Raw genomic sequence first — 21,411 nt, 5'->3', positions numbered from 1 at the left:
GCTTGTCGCTCCTTACATCTCGACCTTCACAAGCGGGCGATGCGCCGATCGGACGGGCGCGAGGATCAGCGGACGACGGGAGAGGCGGTGTACTTCATGTCGAGGAACTCCTCGATGCCCACGCGTCCGCCCTCACGTCCGAGCCCGGATTCCTTCACACCCCCGAACGGGGCGGCAGGATTGGACACGGCGCCGGTGTTGACCCCGACCATACCGGTTTCCAGCGCGGCCGCCAGGCGAGCGCAGCGGTCGACATCGCGACTGAACAGGTAGCCGACGAGTCCCCACGGCGTGTCGTTGGCCAGTGCGATGACCTCGTCGTCGGCGGCGGGATCGCCGGGCGCATCGGCGTTCCCGAAACCGACGATCGCCGCGACGGGGCCGAAGATCTCGGTGCGCATGAGGTCGGCGTCGAGCCCGACGCCGGTCAGGACGGTCGGCGGGTAGAAGTAACCGGGGCCGTCGGGGGTCTCGCCCCCGCAACACACCGTCGCGCCCTTGGCGACGGCATCGTCGACCAACGAGGCGACCTTCTCGACCGCCTCGGGTTCGACGAGCGGACCCACCTGGGTGCCGTCCCGAGCGCCGTCACCCACCTGCAGCGCCGCCATCCTCGCGGTGAATGCGGCGGTGAACTCGTCGATCACGCTGCGATGCACGAAGATCCGGTTCGCGGCTGTACACGCCTGGCCCATGTTGCGCATCTTGGCGACCATCAGACCGTCGACGGCCCTGGCGATGTCGGCATCGGCGCACACGATGAACGGTGCATTTCCGCCGAGTTCCATCGATGTGCGCATGACCGTCCCGGCCGCCTGGCGCAGCAGCGTCTTGCCGACCGCGGTCGACCCGGTGAAACTCACCTTCCGTGCCAGTCCGCTCTCCATCCACTCGGTGACGACGGTCGCCGGGTCACTCGTCGTGACGACGTTGAGCACGCCCCCGGGAAGTCCGGCCTCGACGAGGATGTCGGTGAGCAGGAGCGTGGTGAGCGGGGTGAGTTCGGCGGGTTTGAGCACCATCGTGCAACCCGCCGCGACGGCCGGTCCGATCTTGCGGGTCGCCATGGCCAGGGGGAAATTCCAAGGTGTGATGAGGATGCACGGACCGACCGGTTGCCTGCTGACCACGACGCGGTGCCCGCCGTCGCCGGTGGTGGTGGAGTCGCCGCCGATCCGCACCGCCTCCTCGGCGAACCACCGGAAGAACTCCGCGCCGTAGGCGACCTCACCTTTGGCCTCGGCCAACGGTTTACCCATCTCGGCGGTCATCACCGACGCGATCTCGTCGGCGCGGCTCATGATGAGTTGGTGTGCGCGGTACAGGATCTCGCTGCGGCTGCGCGGAGAGGTCGCCGCCCACCCGGACTGATGCGCGGCTGCCGTCGCGAGTGCCCGACGGGCGTCCGCGGCGCCGGCATCGCCCACCTGTGCGAGCAACTCTCCGGTGGCCGGGTTCACCACGTCGAAGTGATTGCCGTCGACCGGAGGGGTCCACTCGCCGTCGATGAACAGGTCGGTGCGGATGCGCGCGACGGCATCCGGGACGGTGTGCGTGGCGATGGCGGTCATGATCGGCCTCCTGGCTCGTGGTGCGGGTGATCGTCGGTGGCTGGGTCGAGCAGCTCCGCGAGATGGACACCGCGGATGTCGCGTGCGCCGGCGAGGGAGTCGTCGACGGTGGCGAGGTGTTCGACGGCCATCGCACAGCTGAACCCGTCGGTGACCACGGTTCGGTACGGGTCGTCGCGCAGCGCGGGGGCGAGACAGTTCTCGGCCACGGCCATGGACACCTCGTAGTGGCCCTTCTCGAAGCCGAAATTCCCGGCGACTCCGCAGCATCCGTCGGCGGTGCGCACGGTGACCCCGAGTGCCTCGAGGGGTGCGGTGCCCGTCCGGGCGCCGAAGACCGCGTACTCGTGGCAGTGGGTCTGCACGGTGACCTCGGCGGGTAGACCCGTCGGCTGCCACCCGGCGTCCAGCAACCGGGGAAGGTGTGCGGCGAAACTGCGCACACGCGCGGCCACCCGATGCGCGGCCGGCGTCGGAACCAGCTCGGGCAGGTCCGTGGCCAGCGCTGCGGCACAGCTGGGTTCGACGACGACGATGGGACGGTCGGTCCCGTCGTCGAGGTGCTCGACGGTGCGTCGCATCACCTTTCGGGCGCGGTCCAGCTGTCCGGTCGAGATCCAGGTGAGCCCGCAACACTGCTGCGCCGTGCACCCGACCGTCTCGCCGGTCACGCCGAGGACCCGGGCGGCCGCGGCGGCCACCTGCGGTCGGAACGCCCGCGTGAACGTGTCGACGAACAGGATCACCGCCGACTCCGGCGACACGGGGACGAGGCCGTCCAGATGGCGTCGGCGGGCGCGCCGCGTCGCGAATGCGGGCATCGATCGGCGCGGGTCGATACCACCGAGCCGTGCGGCCACGACGCCCAGCCGGGACCCGAGGGTGCGGTTGATCAGCGGCGCCGCGACCCCGGCCGCCGACAACCAGGCCGGCATCCACCCCAGCGAGTAGTGGGCGAGCGGGCGAAGTCGACGCCGATAGTGGTGGTCGAGGAACTCCGACTTGTAGGTGGCCATGTCGACACCGGTCGGGCAGTCGGTGGAGCACGCCTTGCACGACAGGCACAGGTCGAGGGCCTCGGCGACGTCGGCCGACTGCCACCCCTCGTCGACAGTGGGCGCCGTGCGGACCATGTCCTGCAGGACACGTGCCCGGCCCCGGGTGGAGTCCTTCTCGTCTCGGGTGGCCCGGTAGCTGGGACACATCACCCCGCCGGAGTCGGCGCGGCACCGGCCCACCCCGATGCACCCCTGCACCGCGTGGACGAACGGGTCGAGGACCGGGAGTTCGGTGGGGGTGTGGTCCGGGGACGAGCCGGCGGGGCTGTGGCCCAGGGAGAAACTCGTGGGCCAGGTGCGTGCCGGGATACCGGCCAGCGCCAGGTCCGCGGTGATGGGCGACGGGTCGACGATGCTGCCCGGATTGAGTGTTCCCTTCGGGTCCCAGATCGTCTTGAACTGCGCGAACGCGGCCATCATCGGCGGCGAGTACATGAGCGGGAGCAGGGCCGACCGGGCGCGGCCGTCGCCGTGCTCGCCGGACAGCGAACCACCGTGGCGGACGACGAGTTCGGCGGCATCGGTGCAGAAGTGCTCCATCACGGCGCGGCCCTCGGCGGTACGGAGGTCGAAGGTGATCCGGACGTGCATGCAGCCCGCGCCGAAGTGTCCGTACAGGACACCGGTCAGGCCGTGACGATCGAGGAGTTCGGTGAAGTCGTCGAGGTAGTCGGCGAGTCGTTCGGGTGCGACGGCCGCATCCTCCCAGCCGGGCCAGGACTCGTAGCCGCCACCTACGCTCTCGTCGTCGGGATCGGCCAGCCGAGAGGACAATCCGGCCCCGTCCTCCCGGACGCGCCAGAGCGCTGTGCGCCGCACCGGGTCGTCGACGACGGTGGCGTCGATCATGCGTCCCTGGCTCCGGAGATGATCGAGCAGGCGCTTGGCGGTGGCCGGGACGTCGGATTCCGATTGGGCGGCAGCGCTTTCCTCGTCGACGTCGATGAACAGCCACGCCGCGCCGTCAGGCAGTCCGGCGACGGCGTCACGGCCTCGTCGGGCTGCCATGGTGGACACGATCCTGCGGTCGATGCCCTCGACGGCCGACGGCGCGAACGGCAGGATCGCCGGCACGTCGCGGGCGGCGTCGGACGGGGAGTGGTAGCCGACGCACAACAGGAGTTGTGACGTCGCCACCGGCACGAGGCGGACTCTCGCAGAGACCACGATCGCGCAGGTGCCCTCGCTGCCGACCAGGGCGCGTGCCACGTCGAATCCGTTCTCGGGCAACAGGTGTGCCAGGTGATACCCGGACACCTGCCGGGGGATGGTCTCCAGCTGGGTTCGGAAGATCGACAGGTTCGACGCGGCCAGGTCTTTCATCGCGGTCGTCATCTCGGCGGCCCGGGCGTCGGCCGCGGCGTCGTCGGGATCGGTGGCGTGTAACCCGCTGCGTGTGGCCGTGAGGAGCAGGCCCTCGGCGGTGACGAGGTGCAGTTCGAGAACGTGATCGCTCATCCGGCCGTGGCGAACGGAATGATTGCCGCATGCGTCGTTGCCGATGGCGCCGCCGAGCGTCGCGCGCGAGGCCGACGACGGGTCGGGGGCGAAGGTGAGACGGCCGCCGGTCATCCCGCGGGCGGACGCAGCGAGTGAGGTCAGCACGACGCCCGAACCGGCCACCGCCGTGGCTGTTTCGGCATCGACGCGCAGGACGCGGTCGAGATGACGGGAGAGGTCGATCACCACACCCGGGCCGATCGCGTTGCCGCCCATGGAGGTTCCGCCGCCACGCGCGATCACCGGGATGTCGTGCGCATGACACCAGCCGGCCACCGCGGCCACCTCCTGTGCGGTGCGCGGGAAGGTCACGGCCAGCGGAGGGATGCGGTAGTTGGAGGCGTCGTAGGAGTATTCGGCGAGCCGGCGCGTCGATGCGTCGGCGTCGACACCGAGTCCGGTGAGTTCGGTTGCGATGTCCACCGGCAACACGGCTAACCGAGTGCGGTCGCGAGTGCGGCGCCGAACCGGGCGACGCCGAGATCGATCTCCTCGGCGGTGACGACCAGCGCGGGGATGAGGCGCACGACATTGGCTGCCGGGCCGCAGGTGAGCGACAGCAGGCCGTGGGTCGTGGTGGCCTGCTGTACAGCGACCGCAGCGGCTGCGTCGGGACCGCGGTCACCGGCGGCGTCGGTGGTGACGAACTCGATCCCGGCCATCAGGCCGAGTCCGCGGACGTCGCCCACCGCGGGATGGGCTGCACACGCCTCACGCAGCCCGGCGAGCATCTGCTCGCCGCGGACGCGTGCGTTCTCGACGAGTCCCTCGGATTCGATGACGTCGAGGGTCGCGATCGCGGCGGCGGCCGCCACGGCATTGCCGCCATATGTACCGCCCTGAGAACCCGGCCAGGCCTTGCTCATCAGTTCGGTCGACGCGGCGATCGCCGAGATGGGGAATCCGGAGGCGAGCCCCTTCGCGGTGACGACGATGTCGGGGGTCAGCCCCTCGGCGTGCTGGTGCCCCCAGAACTTGCCGGTGCGGCCGAATCCCGCCTGCACCTCGTCGAGGATCAGCAGGATGCCGTGGCGGGCCGCGCGTTCGGCCAGGCCGTGCAGGAAGCGGGGTGGTGTCGGGAGATACCCGCCGTCGCCCAGCACCGGCTCGATGAGGAAAGCGGCGGTGTCGTCGGGAGCGACGCGCGACTGCAGCAGGTAGTCGAGCTCGCGGAGCGCGAAGTCGATCGCCGTCTCGGTGTCCCAGCCGTAGCGGTAGGCGTAGGGGAAGGGCGCCATGTGCACGCCGCTCATGAGGGGGGAGAAGCCGGCCGAGAAGCGCGTGCCCGCGGTGGTGAGGCTCGCGGCGGCGACCGTACGGCCGTGGAAACCGCCCTGGAACACGATGATGTTGGGTCGTGCGGTCGCCATCCTGGCGAGGCGAACCGCGGCCTCGACCGCCTCGGAGCCCGAATTGGCGTAGAACACCGAGTCGAGGCCGACGGGCAGGACGGCGCCGAGGCGCTCGGTCAGCTCGAGCAGAGGTGTGTGCATCACGGTGGTGTATTGCGCGTGGATCACCTTCGCGCACTGCGCCTGTGCCGCGGCGACGACATGCGGGTGGCAGTGTCCGGTGCTGGTGACGCCGATCCCCGTGGTGAAGTCGAGGTAGTCGCGACCGTCGGTCCCGCGAATCCAGGAACCCTGCGCGTGATCGACGACGACCGGTGTGGCCTGTTTGAGGACGGGACTGAGCGAGGCGGTCTGGACGGCGCGGGCGGGGGAGTCAACGCTGGCGGTCATGGGTACACGGTGACGCCCGATCGTACGATTGTCAACAATTAGACATCTGGGTTGTCAAGCCCACGCTCGAGACCGTCCGCCGACTCGGCCTCGAGCGTGTCCAGCGCGGCGGCGAGGTCCTGCAACGCGTCCAGGCATCGCTGCCACCGCTCGGTCCCCAGGATTGTGGCCAGGCGGTCGGCAGAGGTCCGGTGGCCGGGGTTGATCGCCCGAACCGCCGCCAGGCCCGCCGCGGTCGGGGTGACGAGTTTGGCCCGCCGGTGCGCGGGATTCTCGTGGTACTCGGCGAGTCCGTCGGACACCAGCACGTCGGCGGTGCGCTGCACGCTCTGGCGGGTGATGCCCATGACGCGCGCGATGGCCGCGACCGGCAGGGGTTCGCGCAGGACCGCGCCGAGTACCTGCCAGCGGGTCGCGGTGAGGCCCGCGGGTTCGGCCAGCCCCTCGGCGAGGGCGAGGAACTGTCCGTTCAGGCGGAAAGTCGTCAGGGCAGACGCCGACAAGAGCTCTTGCGGGTCGGTCACTGCTCGTCTGTCAGCGCGTAGAAACCGCTCGGGTCCTGGCGTCCGTACAGCTGGTACCAGGCGTCGAGCACCGGCGGAGCGTAGACGCCGAGCAGTTGGAAGACCTCGCGCGCGAAGTCGACGGGGGCGATCGCCGCCGCGGTGATGATGCCGCGGTCGGTGACCGCCGGGGCGTCGATGTAGTGCTCGGCACCGGCATACCCGGTCGGCGCCAATTGTTCCGGCGCGTTGCTGGTGTGCCGACGGTCATCGAGCAGTCCGGCCCGCGCGAGACCCATCGTCGCGCCGCAGATGCCGGCGACCGGGACCTCCGACGCGGCCCAGCGGCGCGCGGCGTCGACGAACGCGTCGTTGGTCTCCCAGATCTGTGCGCCGGGAAGCACGAGCATCGCGCTGTCGTGCGGGTCGACCTCCTCGAGCGTCGTCTCCGGAACCATCGTGACGCCGCCGATGGTCCGGATCGGGTCCCGCGTGGCGCCGACGGTCACGATCCGGAACGAGCCGGGGTCCTGCTGGTATTCGGGATTGTTGATGCCGGACGCGACGTACCCGAACTCCCAGTCGGCGAGGGTGGGGTAGAGCCCGAGGTGGACGGTCTTCATGGTGATCTCCTTTCGAGACGACATTGACAGCATCCTGTCAAAATGAGAGGATGCTGTCAATGCCACCCGCGGGGAGATCAGGCCCGGAGGCGCTGCCGGAACGCACGTCCGGCAGCCGCCGGTGCGGTCTCCCGGATGACCATCAGGCAACACAGGCTGATCGCCATCAGCACCGCCGCGTACACCCCGACCGGGATGACGCTGCCGGTCGCGCTGACGATCCGGTTGGCGATCATCGGTGCCAGACCGCCGCCGAGCACCGCGCCCATCTGGAAGCCGATGCCGATGCCGCTGTAGCGCTGGGTGATCGGGAACAGTTCGGCGAAGGTCGTCAGCATCGGCCCGTACACGAACCCGGTGAGCGCGAAACCGATGGAGATGACCGTGATGCATGCCGCGAGCGATCCGGATGCGGTGACCCAGAACAGGATCGGGGCGAACACGAGCGAACTGATCATGCCGAACGCGATGACCGGTTTGCGGCCCAGACGGTCGGAGAGGTAGCTGCCGAGAACGACGGTCGCGGCGTGACAGGCGAGCGCCAGGGTGCTGCCGAAGACGACCGGTGAACGGTCGAAACCTCGCCCGGGGTCGGTCTCGGTGAGGAACGACAGCATGAACGTGAACAACAGGAACGCATAACAGTTCTGGCCCACGTTGATCCCCGCGGCGAGTGCGACACGACGCCAGTTCTGGCGCAGGACCGAGAACGCCCGCGGCGAGGACTCCACCGACTGCTGGGAATTGACGAAGTCCGGCGTCTCGCTGACGCGGCTGCGGGTCCACACGCCGATCGCCAGGACGATGCCGCCGATCAGGAACGGGATACGCCAGCCCCAGGCCAGGACCTGCTCCATCGGCATCAGGAGGACGAGGGCGAACGACAGGTTGGCGAGAATGCCGCCGACCGGAGAGCCGAGGGTGACGAAACAGCCGTACAGACCGCGGCGGTGCGCGGGGGCGTGTTCGGCGGCCAGCAGTGCGGCGCCGCCGATCTCACCGCCTCGGGATATCCCGTGCACCATGCGCAGGAAGATCAGGATGATCGGCGCAACGATCCCGATGGCCTGATAGTCGGGCAGTACGCCCATCGCCAGCGTCGACCCGCCCATGAGGAGGAAGGCCGCGGTCAATGCCTTGCGCCGCCCGATCCGGTCGCCGAAGTGCCCGAAGATCACCGCGCCGATGGGTGCCATCACGAAACCCACTGCGAAGGTGGCGAACCCGAGGAAGGTGCCGAACCAGGGGTCGTCTACGTTGAAGTAGACTTTGTTGAACACGAGCGCCGTGGCGGTGCCGTAGATCGCGAAGTCGTAGAACTCCATGATCGTGCCGACACCGGACGCCACGGCCACGCGGGCGGTCCGCTCTCGGCGGGGTTGGGGGGACCCCGGGGCTGCGGGGTCCAGTGGGACGGAACTGTCGAGTGTTACCACGGATCACTCCTCATCGGTGGGCGAACGGGATCGGCGATCCGTCGTTCGGTGGGCTGTACTCGTGGATGAGTCGATTGTGTCGGACTCACCGTGGGGGGAAATAGGGAAAAGCTTTACCGCGCCGCGTCATTGACAGCGTTGATCACGCGGCCGGCAGTTGCCGGTCACGAGCGGTTCGACGAGGACGACGCGGGTCAGTCGGTGGTGGCGAACTCCTCGTGTCGTCCGAGACGACCCAGGGCGTCGAGAACGCGCGCGAAGTCCGCGATCCGTTGTGCCCGGTAGTCGTCGACGGTGTCGGCGTCGAACTCGTAGAAGCCGGCCCCGTCGGAGATCCCGCGGCGCCCGGAGTTCATGTTCGCCTCGACGAGGGGGGCGGGTGCGAAACGTTCGCCGAGTTCGGTCCGGAGATAGTGCGACGCGTGGAACAAGATGTCCCCGCCACCCCAGTCGATGAACTCGAGCAGGCCGAGAACCGCGAAGCGAGAACCGAATCCGAGCCGGACGGCGGTGTCGATGTCCGCCGCGCTCGCGACGCCCTCCTCGACCATCCGGGCGGCCTCGTTCATCACCAGCGTCTGCAGCCTGGGAACGATGTACCCCGGAGACGCGGCACACAGGACCGGGGTCTTGCCGACCGCGATCAGCAGATCACGGGTGACCTGCACGGTGTCCGGGGTCGTCGCCCGGCCGGGACTCACCTCGACCAGGGGCATCAGGTCCGCGGGATTGAGCCAGTGTGCATTGAGAAACCGTTGTGGCTCGGCCAGGTGTCCGGCGAGGTCGTCGACCAGAAAACTCGACGTGGTCGATGCGATGGGGACCGAGGCGGCGACCATCGCCTCGATCCAGGAGAAGGCCCCGCGTTTGACGTCGGCGACCTCGGGCACCGCCTCGAAGACGAGGTCCGCGGTCGCCATCGGACCCATCGCATCGATCTCGCCGACCACCGTGACCTGCGCGGCCACGTCGTCCAGGCGATCGGCGGGAAGCAGACCGAGGATCACTTTGTGGTGCAACGCCGCTCGGATGGCCGAGCGGACCCCGGCCAGGTAGGCGGGGCCGGCCGCACCGCGCTCGCGGAGGTCGACCACGGTGACCGACACGTTCCCGAAGGCCAGTGCCGCGGCGATGCCCTGTCCCATCCGTCCCGCGCCCACCACGGCCACGTGCCGCTTGGTCACCGCGCGACCCCTTCGACGAGGAAGGAGCGCATGCCGTCCCGGTCGAGTCGGTCGAGACCGAGACCTTCCAGGGTGCGTTCGCCCGAGCCCGCGGGTCGACCGGTGACCGCACCGGCGATGGCGAGCAGGCCGTCGGCGACCGGCGCCGGGACCGACGCCCAGCGCGCCACCGAACTCAGCAGCGCCAGCCCCACCTCGACGTCCTCGGTCATGTACCGGTGGGTCCGCAGGTCGATGTGTTCGCGCCAGTCCCCGCTGTCGGTGAGCTTCTCGTGTGCGGCGTTGCCGTACATCCACTCATCGCCGTCGGCGGTGTAGTGGTCGGCCAGGGGGAAGTGCGGGGCGTCGTATCCCAGGGCCTCCCGGATCGCGATCCGCTCGGCGTCGAGGGCGGACGTGACGCGACGGATGGACCCCTGGGTGCCCTCGTTGTGGATGTCCCAGGACGGAAAGTGTTCCAGCGGGCCGGCGTTCATCAGGATCAGGGGCGGATGGATGATCGGTCCCGCGTTCATCAGGGCGCCGCTCAGCGCGTCCTCGACCCGTTCGACGGCGGGGTAGACCTCACCCAGGGTCGCGAGGGCGCGTTCGGTGTGCCGGGCCGGGAAGACTCCGGTGGGCAGGCGTGTCGCGTAACCGCTCACCACCACCCGGGTGTCGCCGTGCTTGCGGGCGAGGTAGGGCAGGGTGCCGGTCTCGGCGAACGCCACATCGGCGGGATTGCCGGCCTCGCGGACCGCGGCGGCGAACACGACGGAGCCGAAGCTGCCCGGCGGGAGGTAGACGATCTGGCCGTCGCGCAGGTGCGGGGCGAGCACCCGGGCGAGCGAATCGTGCGCGAACGCGGGAACCGGTGCGACGATCACGTCGGCGTTGGACACCGCTTCGGCGAGATCGGTGGTGATCGCGATCCCGTCTGCCCCGCCCACACCGATAGGGCGACGCCCCCGGTGGTCGTCGATCTCGAGCACACCGCCGTCGATCAGCGGAGAGAACGCCGCCGCGTCCCGCCGCCACCACGTGACGTGGTGATCCTTCTCGCTCAGTTCCGCGGCCGCGGCGTACGAGCCGTGACCTCCTCCGATGACGCAGACCTTCACGAACCGTCCTCCTGCTCTCGGGCCGCTCGCGGCGACCGTTGGGTGTTGGGAGGAAACGTAGGAGCGGGGCCACGGGCTGTCCCGGCGAGTTCCGATAGCGAAAAAATTCCGCCGCGTGATGCAGGATTGTTGCGTGCCGGACGACCTCGATTATCAGATCGTTCACGCTCTGCAGGTGGCCCCGAGGGCGCCGTGGGGCGTGGTCGGCGACGTCGTGGGGGTCAGCGCGGCGACCGCCGCACGCCGATGGGAACGGCTCGTCGACAGCGGACTCGCCTGGATCGTGACCTATCCCGGAGCCGCCTATCTGAACACCCGGTGCAGCGCGTTCGTCGAGGTGCAGGCCTCCGCGCGGCGCGAGGCGCTCGTCGAACGCCTGTCCCTGGACCGTTCGGTCGCGACCATCCAGAGGACGGCCGGGGACGGCGATCTGCTGCTGACCGTCATGGTTCCCGACCTCGGCTTCCTCGGCGACTGGGTCCAGCGCCTCGCCGAGACCGACGGCGTCGCCCGGACCCGGACGCGGGTGGTGATGCGTGTCTTCGGTGAGAGCGAACGCTGGCGGGTGCGCACTCTGACCGACGCGGAGGAATCGGTTCTCGCCGAACACCGTCCGGTGCACCGGACCCCGATGCACGACCCCGACGACACGGACTTGCGGCTGATCGCCGCGCTGGCCGAGGACGGCCGGAGGTCGGCGGTCGACCTGGCGGCCGCCAGTGGTCTGAGCGCTCCGACGGTCCGCCGCCGGCTCGGTGCCCTCGTGGCCGAACGGGTCCTGTCCATCCGGTGCGAGGTGGCGCATGTGATCAGCGGATGGCCGGTCACCGCCAACGTGTGGGCGCGGGCGTCGTCGAGGTCGATCTCGGCGCTGGTCGACGCGCTCGACGATCTGCCGCAGGTGCGGGTCTGCTGCGAGGTCACCGGCACGGCGAACATCCTGATGGGGGTCTGGCTGCACACCATCGCGGAACTCTCCGAATTCGAGCAGCAACTCGAGAGCCGGGTGCCGGGTCTGGTCGTCGTGGACCGTTCGGTGACCCTCGAGACACCCAAGCGTCTCGGCTCGCTGCTCGACCGGTCGGGCTGCCGCACCGGGTCGGTTCCCGTCGTGTTGTGACGACCGAACGGTGACCACGGTGTCCGGACGTCCTCGATCGGTGGCGATCCGGTGGAACCATGATTCGATGGTCCACGCCGGTGACGTCACGATCCGAGAGGGAGGACCACCGTGACCACATCGACCACGCTGCGTTTCGCCCTGCTGATCACGGCCGCCTGTGGATTCCTCGACAGCTACACCTTTCTGTCCCGCGGTGGGGTCTTCGCGAACGCCCAGACCGGCAACGTCATCCTCCTCGCCCTCAACCTGTCGGAGCGCCGCTGGTACCAGGCGTCCGGTCACCTGTGGCCGATCCTCGCGTTCCTGGTGGGTGTCGTACTGGCGGTACACGTCAAGGCGGGCCGGTTCGATCGCCTGCTCATCTATCCGATCCGCGTGACGATGGCGCTGCAGGTCGCCATCCTCGTCGTCATCGGATTCGTGCCCACCTCGGTGCCGCACTCCTACGTCACGATCCCCATCGCCTTCATCACGGCCATGCAGATCGAGCTGTTCCGCAACATCGGGGACCTGAACTACATCGCGGTGGCGACGACCGGCAACCTCATGCGGCTGGTCGAGGCCGGGTACGGGGTGGCGGTCGATCGCACATCGGAATCCCGCCGGGCGCTCACGGTGTACGCCCGTGTGGTCGGGGCGTTCGCCGGCGGTGCGCTCATCGGGGCCATCTGCACCCAGGTGATGGGTGGCCACGCCGCCTGGGTCCCGGCCGGCTTCCTCGCGGTGACCCTGCTGCTGTTCGTCCTCGACGAACGGACCGGCCCGTCACCTACGGTGGGGGCATGACCGCGCACTCGCCTGTGGTCGCGCTGCTGTATTCGCGCGACAACCCGCCACCCGACAACCTCGCCGCGATCGAAGAACTCGCGACGGTGCGGCTGTGCACCGCAGATGATCTCGGCGACGCGCTCCCGGGTGCGGACGCACTGGTGCTGTGGGACTTCTTCTCTCGGGCCCTGGCCGACAACTGGGAGGCGGTGACCGAATCCCTGCGCTGGATTCACGTGTGCGCCGCGGGTGTCGATGCGCTGATCTTCGACGATCTGCGTGCCTCGGACATCGTCGTGACCAACGCCCACGGTGTGTTCGACCGGCCCATCGCCGAATTCGTGCTCGCGTCGATCCTCGCCCACCACAAGCGTTTACACGAGTCCATGGCGCTGCAGCGCGACCATCGGTGGAGCCGGCGGGAGACCGTCGTGACCCACCGCACCTCCGCGCTGGTCATCGGGACCGGCGGAATCGGGCGGGCCACCGCGAAACTCCTTCGCGCCGTGGGTATCCGCGTGGTCGGAGCGGGGCGGACCGCCCGCGCCGCCGATCCCGATTTCGGGCACGTCGTCTCGACCGGAGAACTCGCCCGCCACGTCGGCGACTTCGACACCGTCGTCGCCATCGCGCCGCTCACCGAGCAGACCTCGGGGATGATCGACGCGCGCGTGCTCGAGGCGATGAAACCGGGTGCGCATTTCGTCAACGTCGGCCGCGGCGAGCTCGTCGACGAGCCCGCGCTGACCGACGCGCTGCGGTCCGGGCACCTCGGGGCCGCGTCGCTCGACGTGTTCGTCACCGAACCGCTGCCGGCCGGCAGCGAACTCTGGGACCTCCCGAACGTCGCGATCTCCGCGCACATGAGCGGCGATGCAGACGGCTGGCGCGAGGCCCTGGCCGAGCAGGTCCTCGACAACCTCCGCCGGTACGCCGAGGCCGGGTCCCGCCCGCTCGCGGACGCGCTGGTCAACGTCGTGGACAAGGAACGCGGCTACGTCCGGGGACGCGGATGACATCGCCTCAGGCCCGCCGATAGTAGGCTGTAGCGCGATGACCACCGTCTATTTCCTGATCGCCGCCGTGGCGCTGCTCGGCGCGGGCGTCCTGTTGTGGCTCGACCGGCAGCGGTCGAGTGTCGCGCGGCACCAGCGCGCGGTCTGGGGCGACGAACACGAGTTCAAGTTCCGCGAGTCGGACACCAAGCTGCGCAAGGTCTTCCGTCGGGCGACCATGAACGTCGGCGACCACATCCAGGTCCGCGACGTAGCCTACGGGCACTATGCCGGGGTGGAGGCCGTGGTCTTCGACCTCGCCGAGACCGCGACCGTGATCGCCGTCCGCCGCTCCTCGCCCTCGACCGTCGTCGTCGACCTCCGGCACGAGGATGTCCTCGCTCCCGCCGAGGACGATGTGGAACTGCTCGGTGCGATGGGTCCGCGCGTCATGTTCTCCAACAATCTCGACGTCGCCCGCCGCGTCTGCGACCGCCGCATGGTCGCGCTCGCCAACAAGGCGCCCGCGTTCGTCGAGGTGATGTGGAACGAGGGCAACTGGGCGCTCGGATCGATGCCGGTCACCAACGACCCGGCCACACTCAACACCGGTCTCGAGGTGGTCCGCCGCTTCGCCGACCTGCTCCGTGTGCTGCCACCGGTGCGCGAACCCGAGGACTCGCCCGATCCGCGCGACCCGCACGGGCCCACCCGCGCCGAACTGGCCGACGAAAAGACCGAGTCGCTGCGGGACAAGCGCCGGCGTCAGGCGGCGTCGGGCGACGGCGGCACCGCCTCGTCGACGACGAGCGCGGCTCCGGCCTCGACGCGCAAACCCCCGAGTGCCCCGCCGACACCGAGCCCCGCCTCGCCCTCGACCGGGGGCCGAGGGATGTCCCCGATGCCGATCCGCGGGTCCGGGACACGCAAGCCCGCGGGCACGTCCGACGAGACGCCGCGTCGCGACACCGGTGAGCGCCCGAACCGTCACCGAAGCTGACCCTGCGACGCCGTATCAACTTGCGCGGCATCGATTCCCGCACGAACGACCGAGAGAGAGTTGCCATGTCCTCGTCCGCCCCGGTCTCCGGCGGGACACCGCCCGAGGTCGACCCGGCCGCCCGCTCGCGTCTCGCCGAACTGGTCCGCGAACTCGCTGTGGTCCACGGCAGGGTCACCCTGTCATCGGGTCGAGAGGCCGACTACTACGTCGACCTGCGCCGGGCGACCCTGCACCACGAGGCGTCGCGTCTCATCGGACGTCTGATGCGACAGCTGACCGCAGACTGGGACTACGCGGCCGCGGGCGGCCTCACCCTGGGGGCCGACCCGGTCGCGACGTCGATCATGCACGCCGACGGCCGTGACATCGACGCCTTCGTGGTTCGGAAGTCGGCGAAGACCTACGGCATGCAGCGGCAGATCGAGGGCCCCGACATCGTGGGGCGCACCGTGCTGGTGGTCGAGGACACCAGCACCACCGGCGGGTCCCCGTCGACGGCGGTCGAGGCCGTCCGTTCGATCGGCGGCACCGTCGTCGGCGTCGCGACGGTCGTCGATCGCGCGACCGGTGCCGACGACGTCATCACCGCGCTCGGCGTGCCCTACCGCTCGCTGCTCACCCTGAGCGACCTCGGACTGGCCTGAACCGGGCTGTGAGCGAGACCGATCGGCCCGACTCCGACGGCGGGGGGCCGGGTCCCACCGAGTGGCTGACCGGCCCGCCGGTGGGTGTCGGGCCCTGGGCCGTCGAGCATCCCGGCGAGCCTGCCCCCGACGACCCGCATCTCGATCGTGAACTCCTCGAACAGGGGGACACCCGCAACGTCGTCGACGCATATCGCTACTGGTCGCGGGAGGCGATCGTCGCCGACATCGATGTCCGACGGCACCCGTTGCACGTCGCGATCGAGAACTTCGCCCACGACGCCAACATCGGGACCGTCGTGCGCACGGCCAACGCGTTCGCCGTGGCCGCCGTCCACATCGTCGGCAGGCGCCGCTGGAACCGTCGCGGCGCGATGGTCACCGACCGCTACCAGCACCTGATGCACCACGACACGGTCGCGGACCTCATCGAGTGGGCGCGGGCGGAGGGGCTCACGGTCGTGGCGGTCGACAACACTCCCGGCGCGGTGCCCCTCGAGACGGCTGAGCTACCGCGCGAGTGCGTACTCCTCTTCGGGCAAGAGGGCCCGGGTGTCAGCGACGACGCCCAGCGTCACGCCGATCTGACCGTGTCCATCGCGCAGTTCGGGTCGACCCGCAGCATCAACGCCGGTGTGGCGGCCGGGATCGCCATGCACGCCTGGATCCGCAGGCACGCGGATCTCGACGCCGCGTGGTGAGGGTTCGACCAGCGGAGATCAGTTCTCGGCGGCGGAGTTGTTCGCCTCGTCCGAGCGCGGCAGCGGTGCCTCCTCGACGGGCTTCTTGCGTGAGCGCAGGATGCGCTTGCCGATCTCGGCGATGATCGGCAGCACCGAGATCAGCACGATCGCGATGAAGATGTAGTCGATGTTGTCGCGGATGAAGGAGATCTGGCCGAGGAAGTAGCCGAGCAGCGTCACTCCCGCACCCCAGGCGATGGCGCCGATCGCGTTGTAGGCCAGGAAGATCGGGTAGCGCATGTTGGCGGCGCCGGCGACCAGCGGCGCATAGGTGCGCACAATCGGCACGAACCGGGCCAGGATGATGGTCACCGGGCCGTGCTTCTCGAAGAACACGTGCGCTTCTTCGATGTAGACCTGCTTGAGTACCTTCGCATTGGGCGTGAACAGCGAATACCCGAGCTTCTTGCCGATCCAGTAACCCACCTGATCGCCGAGGAAGGCCGCGATGGGGATCAGGACGAGGAGCACCCACAGCGGGGCGAACGGCTCGATCTCCGCGGACTTGGCCGCCACGATGAGACCCGCCGTGAAGAGCAGCGAGTCTCCCGGGAGCAGCGGGAACAGCAGACCCGACTCGACGAAGACCACCAGCAACAGGCCCGCCAGCATCCAGGTGCCGAACGAGTTGAGCAGGTTCACCGGGTCCAGGAATCCCGGCAGCAGCGCCAGGTTGGTGGTCGTGGTGGCAAGCGCGGAGTCGATCACGGGGACCCAGAGTACCTGCGCGTCCGTCGAGGACAGAATCTCGCGGCTCGGTGACAGGCGTTTTGCAGCAGGTCCGGGCACGAATGGTGGGCGCACCCGGCGATGTGGCACCTGCCATACTGAGTGGAGTCCGGCCGCGGGAAGTCCGGCTGCTCGCCACCGAAGCATCACTTGACGGCGAGAGAACCCGAACACCAGAGCACATCCACACCCTGGAGGATTCGTCGATGCCCATTGCAACCCCGGAGCAGTACGCCGAGATGTTCGACAAGGCGAAGAAGGGTGGTTACGCATTCCCCGCGATCAACTGCACCTCGTCGTCGACGATCAACGCCGCGATCAAGGGTTTCGCCGACGCGGGTAGCGACGGGATCATCCAGTTCTCCACCGGTGGCGCCGAGTTCGGTTCGGGTCTGGGCGTCAAGGACATGGTGACCGGAGCTGTGGCGCTCGCCGAGTTCGCGCACGTCGTCGCCGAGAAGTACGACGTTCTCATCGGCCTGCACACCGACCACTGCCCCAAGGACAAGCTGGACACCTACGTGCGTCCGCTGCTGCAGATCTCACAGGAGCGCGTCGACGCCGGCCGCAACCCGCTGTTCCAGTCCCACATGTGGGACGGCAGCGCCGTGCCGCTCGACGAGAACCTGGAGATCGCGAAGGAACTCCTGGCCAAGGCGGGCTCGGCCAACATCATCCTGGAGATCGAGATCGGCGTGGTCGGCGGCGAGGAGGACGGCGTCGAGAACGAGATCAACGACAAGCTGTTCACCACCGCCGAGGACTTCGAGAAGACCATCGAGGCGCTCGGTGCCAGCGACTCGGGCAACCGCTACCTGCTGGCCGCGACCTTCGGCAACGTCCACGGCGTCTACAAGCCCGGCAACGTGAAGCTGCGTCCCGACGTGCTCAACACCGGCCAGGAGGTCGCCGCCAAGAAGCTCGGTCTCGGTGACGGTGCCAAGCCGTTCGACTTCGTGTTCCACGGCGGTTCGGGCTCGCTCAAGAGCGAGATCGACGAGGCGCTGAGCTACGGCGTCGTGAAGATGAACGTCGACACCGACACCCAGTACGCCTACACCCGCCCGGTCGCGGGCCACATGTTCGGCAACTACGACGGTGTGCTGAAGGTCGACGGCGACGTCGGCAACAAGAAGGTCTACGACCCGCGCAGCTGGTCGAAGAAGGCCGAGACGAGCATGAGCGAGCGCGTCGTCGAGGCATGTAACGACCTCAAGTCGAACGGCAAGTCCCTCTCCGCCTGATCGAGGGTCCGACGTCTGCCCGCACCCCACCGGGGTGCGGGCAGAACTGCGTTCAGGGACGAGGGACGGCGATCAGTTCCTGCCGTGACCGGTACGCGGAGTCCGCGTGGCCGCGCGCTCGCCGCGCGTGAGCGGCGGGATGTGCTCGACCGCGCCTGCGACGGTCGCCACCGCGCCACTCGCCGTCCGGGCCGCGCCCGACCAGCCGTGACCGCCGCGCGCAACCGAGTCGAGCTGGTCGCGCGTGCGATCGAGGATGCTCAGCGGAGCTGCCGCCAGCACGTTGCCGGGTGGCCGCCGGGCGACAACCGGATGCGGGCGGGTCGGCGCCGTCGACCGGACAGCCTGCCAGTGGGTGCCCAGCCGGACGAGTTCGTCCGGGACGACGGCATCCTGCAGACGTGGCAGGAGTACGTCCTCCTCGTCCCGCACGTCCTCACCCGCGCGTCGACCCGCGAAACCGGCACTCAGGCGGTGACGAGTCCCACGACGACGGCGCCCGCGAGGGCGAGCATCACCAATGCCGCGATCACCACCGCCGGGTCGATGCGCGACCCGGCGTCGGGGCGCGGCCGCGTGCCCGGCCGGATGCGAGTGGTCCGGATGTGGGTGGCCCGGCCCGGGCGCTCGGCGGGTGGTCCCCCGGGGGCGGCCGGTCGGGCCGGCGGTGTGAAATAGCGGGGTGCCGGGTTGCGGTCGGCAGCAGGGGGAACGGGGTACGCAGGACGCGTGAGCTGCCGTGTGGCCTCGGGGGTGTGCGGCGTGCCCCATCCGTGACCCTCGGTCACGTGGGGTTGCAGACCTTCCAGTCGTCCCCGTCGCGTTGCAGATTGAGGGTGACCGTCTGCGGCTCATCCGGTGTGTTGGTGTGCACCGCGATCACCTCGACGACCGCCTGATCACCGCCCTCGACAACGCGGACCGCGTTGATTCCCTGCGTCTGGACGAGCTCGTTGCGGGCGCGCTGGGCCTCGAACGTCTTCTGGTAAGCGGCGTCGTCGAAGTCGCTGTAGAAGGCGTTGAGCTCCCCGCAGGTGACCGACCGCAGGGTGCCGAGGTCGCCTTCGTAGAGAGCGGTCGTGTAATCCATCGCGATGGTCGCCGCCTCATCGGCGGGAGCCGGTGCCCGCAGGCTGTTGTAGGCGAAGATTCCACCGATCACCGCCACGACCGCCACGACGAGCGCGGCGCACGCGATCAGCAGACCCTTTCCGCGCTTCTTCTTCTGTTTCGTCGGGCCGGACCCCGGGATGACCTTCGGTTCGTGCGCGGTGGTCGTCCACTCGCCGGTCGACGGGGCCGCCACCGCCGGTTCAGGTGTGGTGTCGGTACTGTCCCCGGCTGTCGAGCCGGCGGCTGCGGCGGCTCCCGCAGCCGGGATCACCGCTGTCGCGGCGTCGGTGTCGTCGGCGGTGTCTGCATCAGCTGTGTCTGCATCGGCGGAATCCGCGTCGATGGTTTTCGTGTCGACCGGGTCACGATCGACTGCATCCTGATCGACCGGGTCCTCGACGTCGGCGTCGTCGGTCGTGGCGGGGATGGCGACCGTGGGGGCTTCGGCGTCGGATGCCGCATCCTCGACCTCGACGGCGTCCTCGTCGTGGGCCACGGCGATCGCCTCGGTGTCGTCCGCGGGGGTGGCGTCGGCGTCGGACTCGACGGTGTCGGACTCGTCGGTGACTGGTGCCGATTCGGCTGCGGCCTCGGTTTTCGCTGGAGTCTCCACCGACTCGGCCGGCGGATTCACGTCCGCGCCGTCAGCGTCGTCAGCCACGGCTGCCCTGTCGGTGTCTGCGGTCTCCGCGGTGTCGTCGTCTGCGGTGTCTGCGGTGTCTGCGGTGTCTGCGGTGTCCGGGTCCGCGGTGTCGTCTGCACTGTCGCCGGAGTCGTCCGTGACGCCTGCCGATTCGTCGACCGCAGTGCTCTCGGAGGTGTCCGAAGCGGTCGCGGCCGCCACCGCGGCGGCACCCGCGGCTGCCACTCCCGCGCCGACCGCGGTACCGGCCGCGGAGTCGTCGTCGGGTCGTTGTTCGCCGGCAGCGTCCTCGGCGGGAACCGCACTCTCGGTGCTCTCGCCGCCGGTGGCGTCGACCTTCACATCCTCGGCGTCGGAATCCTCGTCCGGCGTGCCGGCATCGACCGGAGTCGCACCCTCGGCGGGCTCGGGGGCCTCGCTCGTCGGGTCGATGTCGTCGAGGTCCTCGAGATCGTCCGTGTCGGGAAGATCCGAGCGCTGGATCACCGTGGTCTTCGAGTCGCTGGGTCCGAGACGCGCCTTACGTGGCGAGGCCTCGTCGGCCCCGCTGCCGGTGTTCTCGGTGTCTGCCGGGGTGTCGTCCGCGCCCAGCGGGTCGATGTCGTCGAGGTCTTCGAGGTCGTCGGCCGACGGCAGGCTGTCGCGGTTGATCACCTGGGTGGCGCCGTCGATCCCGCGTCCGCCCCGGGGCTTCGGTGGCGCGGGCTCGGGTGCCGCGGGCTGCTTCGCGGCACTGACCGCCGTGGACGCGTTCTCGGTCGCCTCGTTCTCGACGGCCTTGTCCCCGGTGGTGTTCTTCTCGGTGGAATCGTCCACAGCTGGCTCGTGGCCCTCTCTGCTGATGCTCGATGGAACGGTGCTGGGTGACGCGGCGCTCGGCGAAGCAGCGTCCGGCACGGTGCTCGGCGAACCGGTGCTCGGGGCCCGTCCGGGTGAAGCAGTGCCGGGTGAAGCGCTGCCGGGCGTCGTGTCCGTGCCGGTCCGGCGAGCACGACGATCCTCACGAACCTGTTTCAGCGTCGACAGTGCTTTGGTGACAGCAGTTCTCGGCCCCTGAGATCGCGACATCGACTGATCACCCCGCATTTCGCGCGTCGCATGACTTCGGTCCGGCCGCCAGATGCCCGGGCAGCAGGACCGATTGCGCCATTCACCCTAGCGAATGCCCCGGCAATCCAGCACTAGGGCGTTTGATCGAACGGGCGTCCGGCACCGGCACGGTGCTTGAATGGTGGGCATGACGTCTTTCGGAGATCTCCTCGGCCCGCAACCGGTACTCCTCACCGGAGACGACGATGCCGAATCAGACCTGCTCAACAGGGCTGCCCCGGCCGACGTGGCGGCGGCGCACCCGACGGCCTCGATCGCTTGGGCCTATCTCGCCGAGGCGGCTCTCGGGTCGGCGAGCCCGGCAGACGCGGGCGATGTGGACACTTCCGCGGTGATCGCCGCGTACGCCTACGCACGGACCGGCTACCACCGCGGGCTCGACCAGTTGCGCCGCCACGGCTGGAAGGGTTTCGGTCCGGTGCCGTGGAGCCACGAGCCCAACCGCGGGTTTCTCCGCTGCGTCGGTGCGCTGGCGCGGGCGGCCCAGCTGATCGGCGAGGAGGACGAGTACCTGCGCTGCCTCGACCTTCTCAACGACAGCGACCCCCGCGCGGCAGCCGAGCTCGGTCTGGCGTGACC

Annotated in this window: 20 protein-coding genes; 8 read left to right on the top strand and 12 right to left on the bottom strand. The window is 69.4% G+C overall.

Annotation, left to right across the window (positions count from 1 at the left end; translation table 11 throughout):
• Positions 1 to 65: 65 nt before the first annotated feature.
• The 8 genes from ACSUZC_RS19170 to ACSUZC_RS19135 all read right to left on the bottom strand — a co-directional run bounded on the left by ACSUZC_RS19170 (position 66) and on the right by ACSUZC_RS19135 (position 10,717).
• A complete protein-coding gene (locus ACSUZC_RS19170) occupies positions 66 to 1,571 on the bottom strand; it encodes an NAD-dependent succinate-semialdehyde dehydrogenase (RefSeq protein WP_439030047.1) in 1,506 nt (501 codons plus the stop codon).
• Entirely contained in the window at positions 1,568 to 4,552 is a 2,985-nt protein-coding gene (locus tag ACSUZC_RS19165) for an FAD-binding and (Fe-S)-binding domain-containing protein (RefSeq protein WP_439030046.1), read from the bottom strand. Before ACSUZC_RS19165 ends, ACSUZC_RS19170 begins: the two co-directional genes overlap by 4 nt.
• 11 nt (positions 4,553 to 4,563) lie before the next feature.
• The gene (locus ACSUZC_RS19160; RefSeq protein ID WP_439030045.1) at positions 4,564 to 5,871 is read right to left on the bottom strand and encodes an aspartate aminotransferase family protein; all 1,308 of its coding nucleotides are present in this window, start codon (positions 5,869 to 5,871) and stop codon (positions 4,564 to 4,566) included.
• A gap of 38 nt (positions 5,872 to 5,909) precedes the next feature.
• Positions 5,910 to 6,395 (bottom strand): MarR family winged helix-turn-helix transcriptional regulator, encoded by a 486-nt coding sequence (locus tag ACSUZC_RS19155; RefSeq protein ID WP_439030044.1) that lies wholly within the window; start codon positions 6,393 to 6,395, stop codon positions 5,910 to 5,912.
• Positions 6,392 to 6,997: a DJ-1/PfpI family protein gene (locus ACSUZC_RS19150; RefSeq protein ID WP_439030043.1), complete on the bottom strand. Its 606-nt coding sequence runs from the start codon at positions 6,995 to 6,997 to the stop codon at positions 6,392 to 6,394. Before ACSUZC_RS19150 ends, ACSUZC_RS19155 begins: the two co-directional genes overlap by 4 nt.
• 77 nt (positions 6,998 to 7,074) lie before the next feature.
• Complete coding sequence (locus ACSUZC_RS19145) at positions 7,075 to 8,352, bottom strand: MFS transporter (RefSeq protein ID WP_439030042.1); 1,278 nt, start codon at positions 8,350 to 8,352, stop codon at positions 7,075 to 7,077.
• A 275-nt stretch (positions 8,353 to 8,627) separates the two neighbouring features.
• Entirely contained in the window at positions 8,628 to 9,617 is a 990-nt protein-coding gene (locus ACSUZC_RS19140) for a 3-hydroxybutyryl-CoA dehydrogenase (RefSeq protein ID WP_439030041.1), read from the bottom strand.
• Positions 9,614 to 10,717 (bottom strand): NAD/NADP octopine/nopaline dehydrogenase family protein, encoded by a 1,104-nt coding sequence (locus ACSUZC_RS19135; protein ID WP_439030040.1) that lies wholly within the window; start codon positions 10,715 to 10,717, stop codon positions 9,614 to 9,616. The genes ACSUZC_RS19140 and ACSUZC_RS19135 overlap by 4 nt, the downstream gene beginning before the upstream one ends.
• 133 nt (positions 10,718 to 10,850) lie before the next feature.
• Between ACSUZC_RS19135 and ACSUZC_RS19130 the strand changes: the two genes are divergently transcribed.
• From ACSUZC_RS19130 to ACSUZC_RS19105, 6 genes are all read left to right on the top strand, one after another.
• The gene (locus tag ACSUZC_RS19130) at positions 10,851 to 11,837 is read left to right on the top strand and encodes an Lrp/AsnC family transcriptional regulator (RefSeq protein ID WP_439030039.1); all 987 of its coding nucleotides are present in this window, start codon (positions 10,851 to 10,853) and stop codon (positions 11,835 to 11,837) included.
• Positions 11,838 to 11,948: 111 nt separating this feature from the next.
• Entirely contained in the window at positions 11,949 to 12,626 is a 678-nt protein-coding gene (locus tag ACSUZC_RS19125; protein WP_439030038.1) for a YoaK family protein, read from the top strand.
• Positions 12,623 to 13,624: a D-2-hydroxyacid dehydrogenase gene (locus tag ACSUZC_RS19120; protein ID WP_439030037.1), complete on the top strand. Its 1,002-nt coding sequence runs from the start codon at positions 12,623 to 12,625 to the stop codon at positions 13,622 to 13,624. The genes ACSUZC_RS19125 and ACSUZC_RS19120 overlap by 4 nt, the downstream gene beginning before the upstream one ends.
• 37 nt (positions 13,625 to 13,661) lie before the next feature.
• Complete coding sequence (locus ACSUZC_RS19115; protein ID WP_439030036.1) at positions 13,662 to 14,603, top strand: hypothetical protein; 942 nt, start codon at positions 13,662 to 13,664, stop codon at positions 14,601 to 14,603.
• 65 nt (positions 14,604 to 14,668) lie between these two features.
• Positions 14,669 to 15,250: an orotate phosphoribosyltransferase gene (pyrE, locus tag ACSUZC_RS19110; protein WP_439030035.1), complete on the top strand. Its 582-nt coding sequence runs from the start codon at positions 14,669 to 14,671 to the stop codon at positions 15,248 to 15,250.
• Between the two features lie 8 nt (positions 15,251 to 15,258).
• Positions 15,259 to 15,951: a TrmH family RNA methyltransferase gene (locus tag ACSUZC_RS19105; protein WP_439030034.1), complete on the top strand. Its 693-nt coding sequence runs from the start codon at positions 15,259 to 15,261 to the stop codon at positions 15,949 to 15,951.
• An 18-nt stretch (positions 15,952 to 15,969) separates the two neighbouring features.
• Here the strand turns inward: ACSUZC_RS19105 and ACSUZC_RS19100 are convergent, their stop codons facing one another.
• Positions 15,970 to 16,701 (bottom strand): VTT domain-containing protein, encoded by a 732-nt coding sequence (locus ACSUZC_RS19100; RefSeq protein ID WP_439030033.1) that lies wholly within the window; start codon positions 16,699 to 16,701, stop codon positions 15,970 to 15,972.
• A gap of 227 nt (positions 16,702 to 16,928) precedes the next feature.
• Between ACSUZC_RS19100 and fbaA the strand changes: the two genes are divergently transcribed.
• Positions 16,929 to 17,966, top strand: a complete 1,038-nt coding sequence (fbaA, locus tag ACSUZC_RS19095; RefSeq protein WP_439030032.1) for a class II fructose-bisphosphate aldolase — start codon at positions 16,929 to 16,931, stop codon at positions 17,964 to 17,966.
• A gap of 72 nt (positions 17,967 to 18,038) precedes the next feature.
• Here fbaA and ACSUZC_RS19090 read toward each other — a convergent pair whose 3' ends face one another.
• From ACSUZC_RS19090 to ACSUZC_RS19080, 3 genes are read right to left on the bottom strand one after another with little or no spacing between them, the layout of a single operon-like run.
• Entirely contained in the window at positions 18,039 to 18,398 is a 360-nt protein-coding gene (locus tag ACSUZC_RS19090; RefSeq protein ID WP_439030031.1) for a hypothetical protein, read from the bottom strand.
• Positions 18,399 to 18,433: 35 nt separating this feature from the next.
• Positions 18,434 to 18,754 carry a hypothetical protein gene (locus ACSUZC_RS19085; protein ID WP_439030030.1) on the bottom strand — a complete coding sequence of 107 codons (321 nt, stop codon included), beginning with the start codon at positions 18,752 to 18,754 and terminating at the stop codon, positions 18,434 to 18,436.
• Entirely contained in the window at positions 18,751 to 20,538 is a 1,788-nt protein-coding gene (locus tag ACSUZC_RS19080; protein ID WP_439030029.1) for an Rv0361 family membrane protein, read from the bottom strand. Before ACSUZC_RS19080 ends, ACSUZC_RS19085 begins: the two co-directional genes overlap by 4 nt.
• A 421-nt stretch (positions 20,539 to 20,959) precedes the next feature.
• Between ACSUZC_RS19080 and ACSUZC_RS19075 the strand changes: the two genes are divergently transcribed.
• Positions 20,960 to 21,409 carry a DUF3151 domain-containing protein gene (locus ACSUZC_RS19075; protein ID WP_439030028.1) on the top strand — a complete coding sequence of 150 codons (450 nt, stop codon included), beginning with the start codon at positions 20,960 to 20,962 and terminating at the stop codon, positions 21,407 to 21,409.
• Positions 21,410 to 21,411 lie beyond the last annotated feature (2 nt).

Origin of the sequence: Gordonia terrae, from assembly GCF_051789125.1 — a bacterium.
In the GTDB taxonomy this organism is placed as follows: Bacteria; Actinomycetota; Actinomycetes; order Mycobacteriales; family Mycobacteriaceae; genus Gordonia; species Gordonia terrae_A.
This window is presented reverse-complemented; position numbering and strand designations above follow the sequence as displayed.

Bases quoted from the DNA above. Each gene is read 5' to 3' on its own strand.
- ACSUZC_RS19170 (WP_439030047.1), bottom strand. From the start codon at position 1,571: ATGACCGCCATCGCCACGCACACCGTCCCGGATGCCGTCGCGCGCATC.
- ACSUZC_RS19160 (WP_439030045.1), bottom strand. From the start codon at position 5,871: ATGACCGCCAGCGTTGACTCCCCCGCCCGCGCCGTCCAGACCGCCTCG.
- ACSUZC_RS19150 (WP_439030043.1), bottom strand. From the start codon at position 6,997: ATGAAGACCGTCCACCTCGGGCTCTACCCCACCCTCGCCGACTGGGAG.
- ACSUZC_RS19120 (WP_439030037.1), top strand. From the start codon at position 12,623: ATGACCGCGCACTCGCCTGTGGTCGCGCTGCTGTATTCGCGCGACAAC.
- ACSUZC_RS19115 (WP_439030036.1), top strand. From the start codon at position 13,662: ATGACCACCGTCTATTTCCTGATCGCCGCCGTGGCGCTGCTCGGCGCG.
- pyrE (WP_439030035.1), top strand. From the start codon at position 14,669: ATGTCCTCGTCCGCCCCGGTCTCCGGCGGGACACCGCCCGAGGTCGAC.
- fbaA (WP_439030032.1), top strand. From the start codon at position 16,929: ATGCCCATTGCAACCCCGGAGCAGTACGCCGAGATGTTCGACAAGGCG.
- ACSUZC_RS19075 (WP_439030028.1), top strand. From the start codon at position 20,960: ATGACGTCTTTCGGAGATCTCCTCGGCCCGCAACCGGTACTCCTCACC.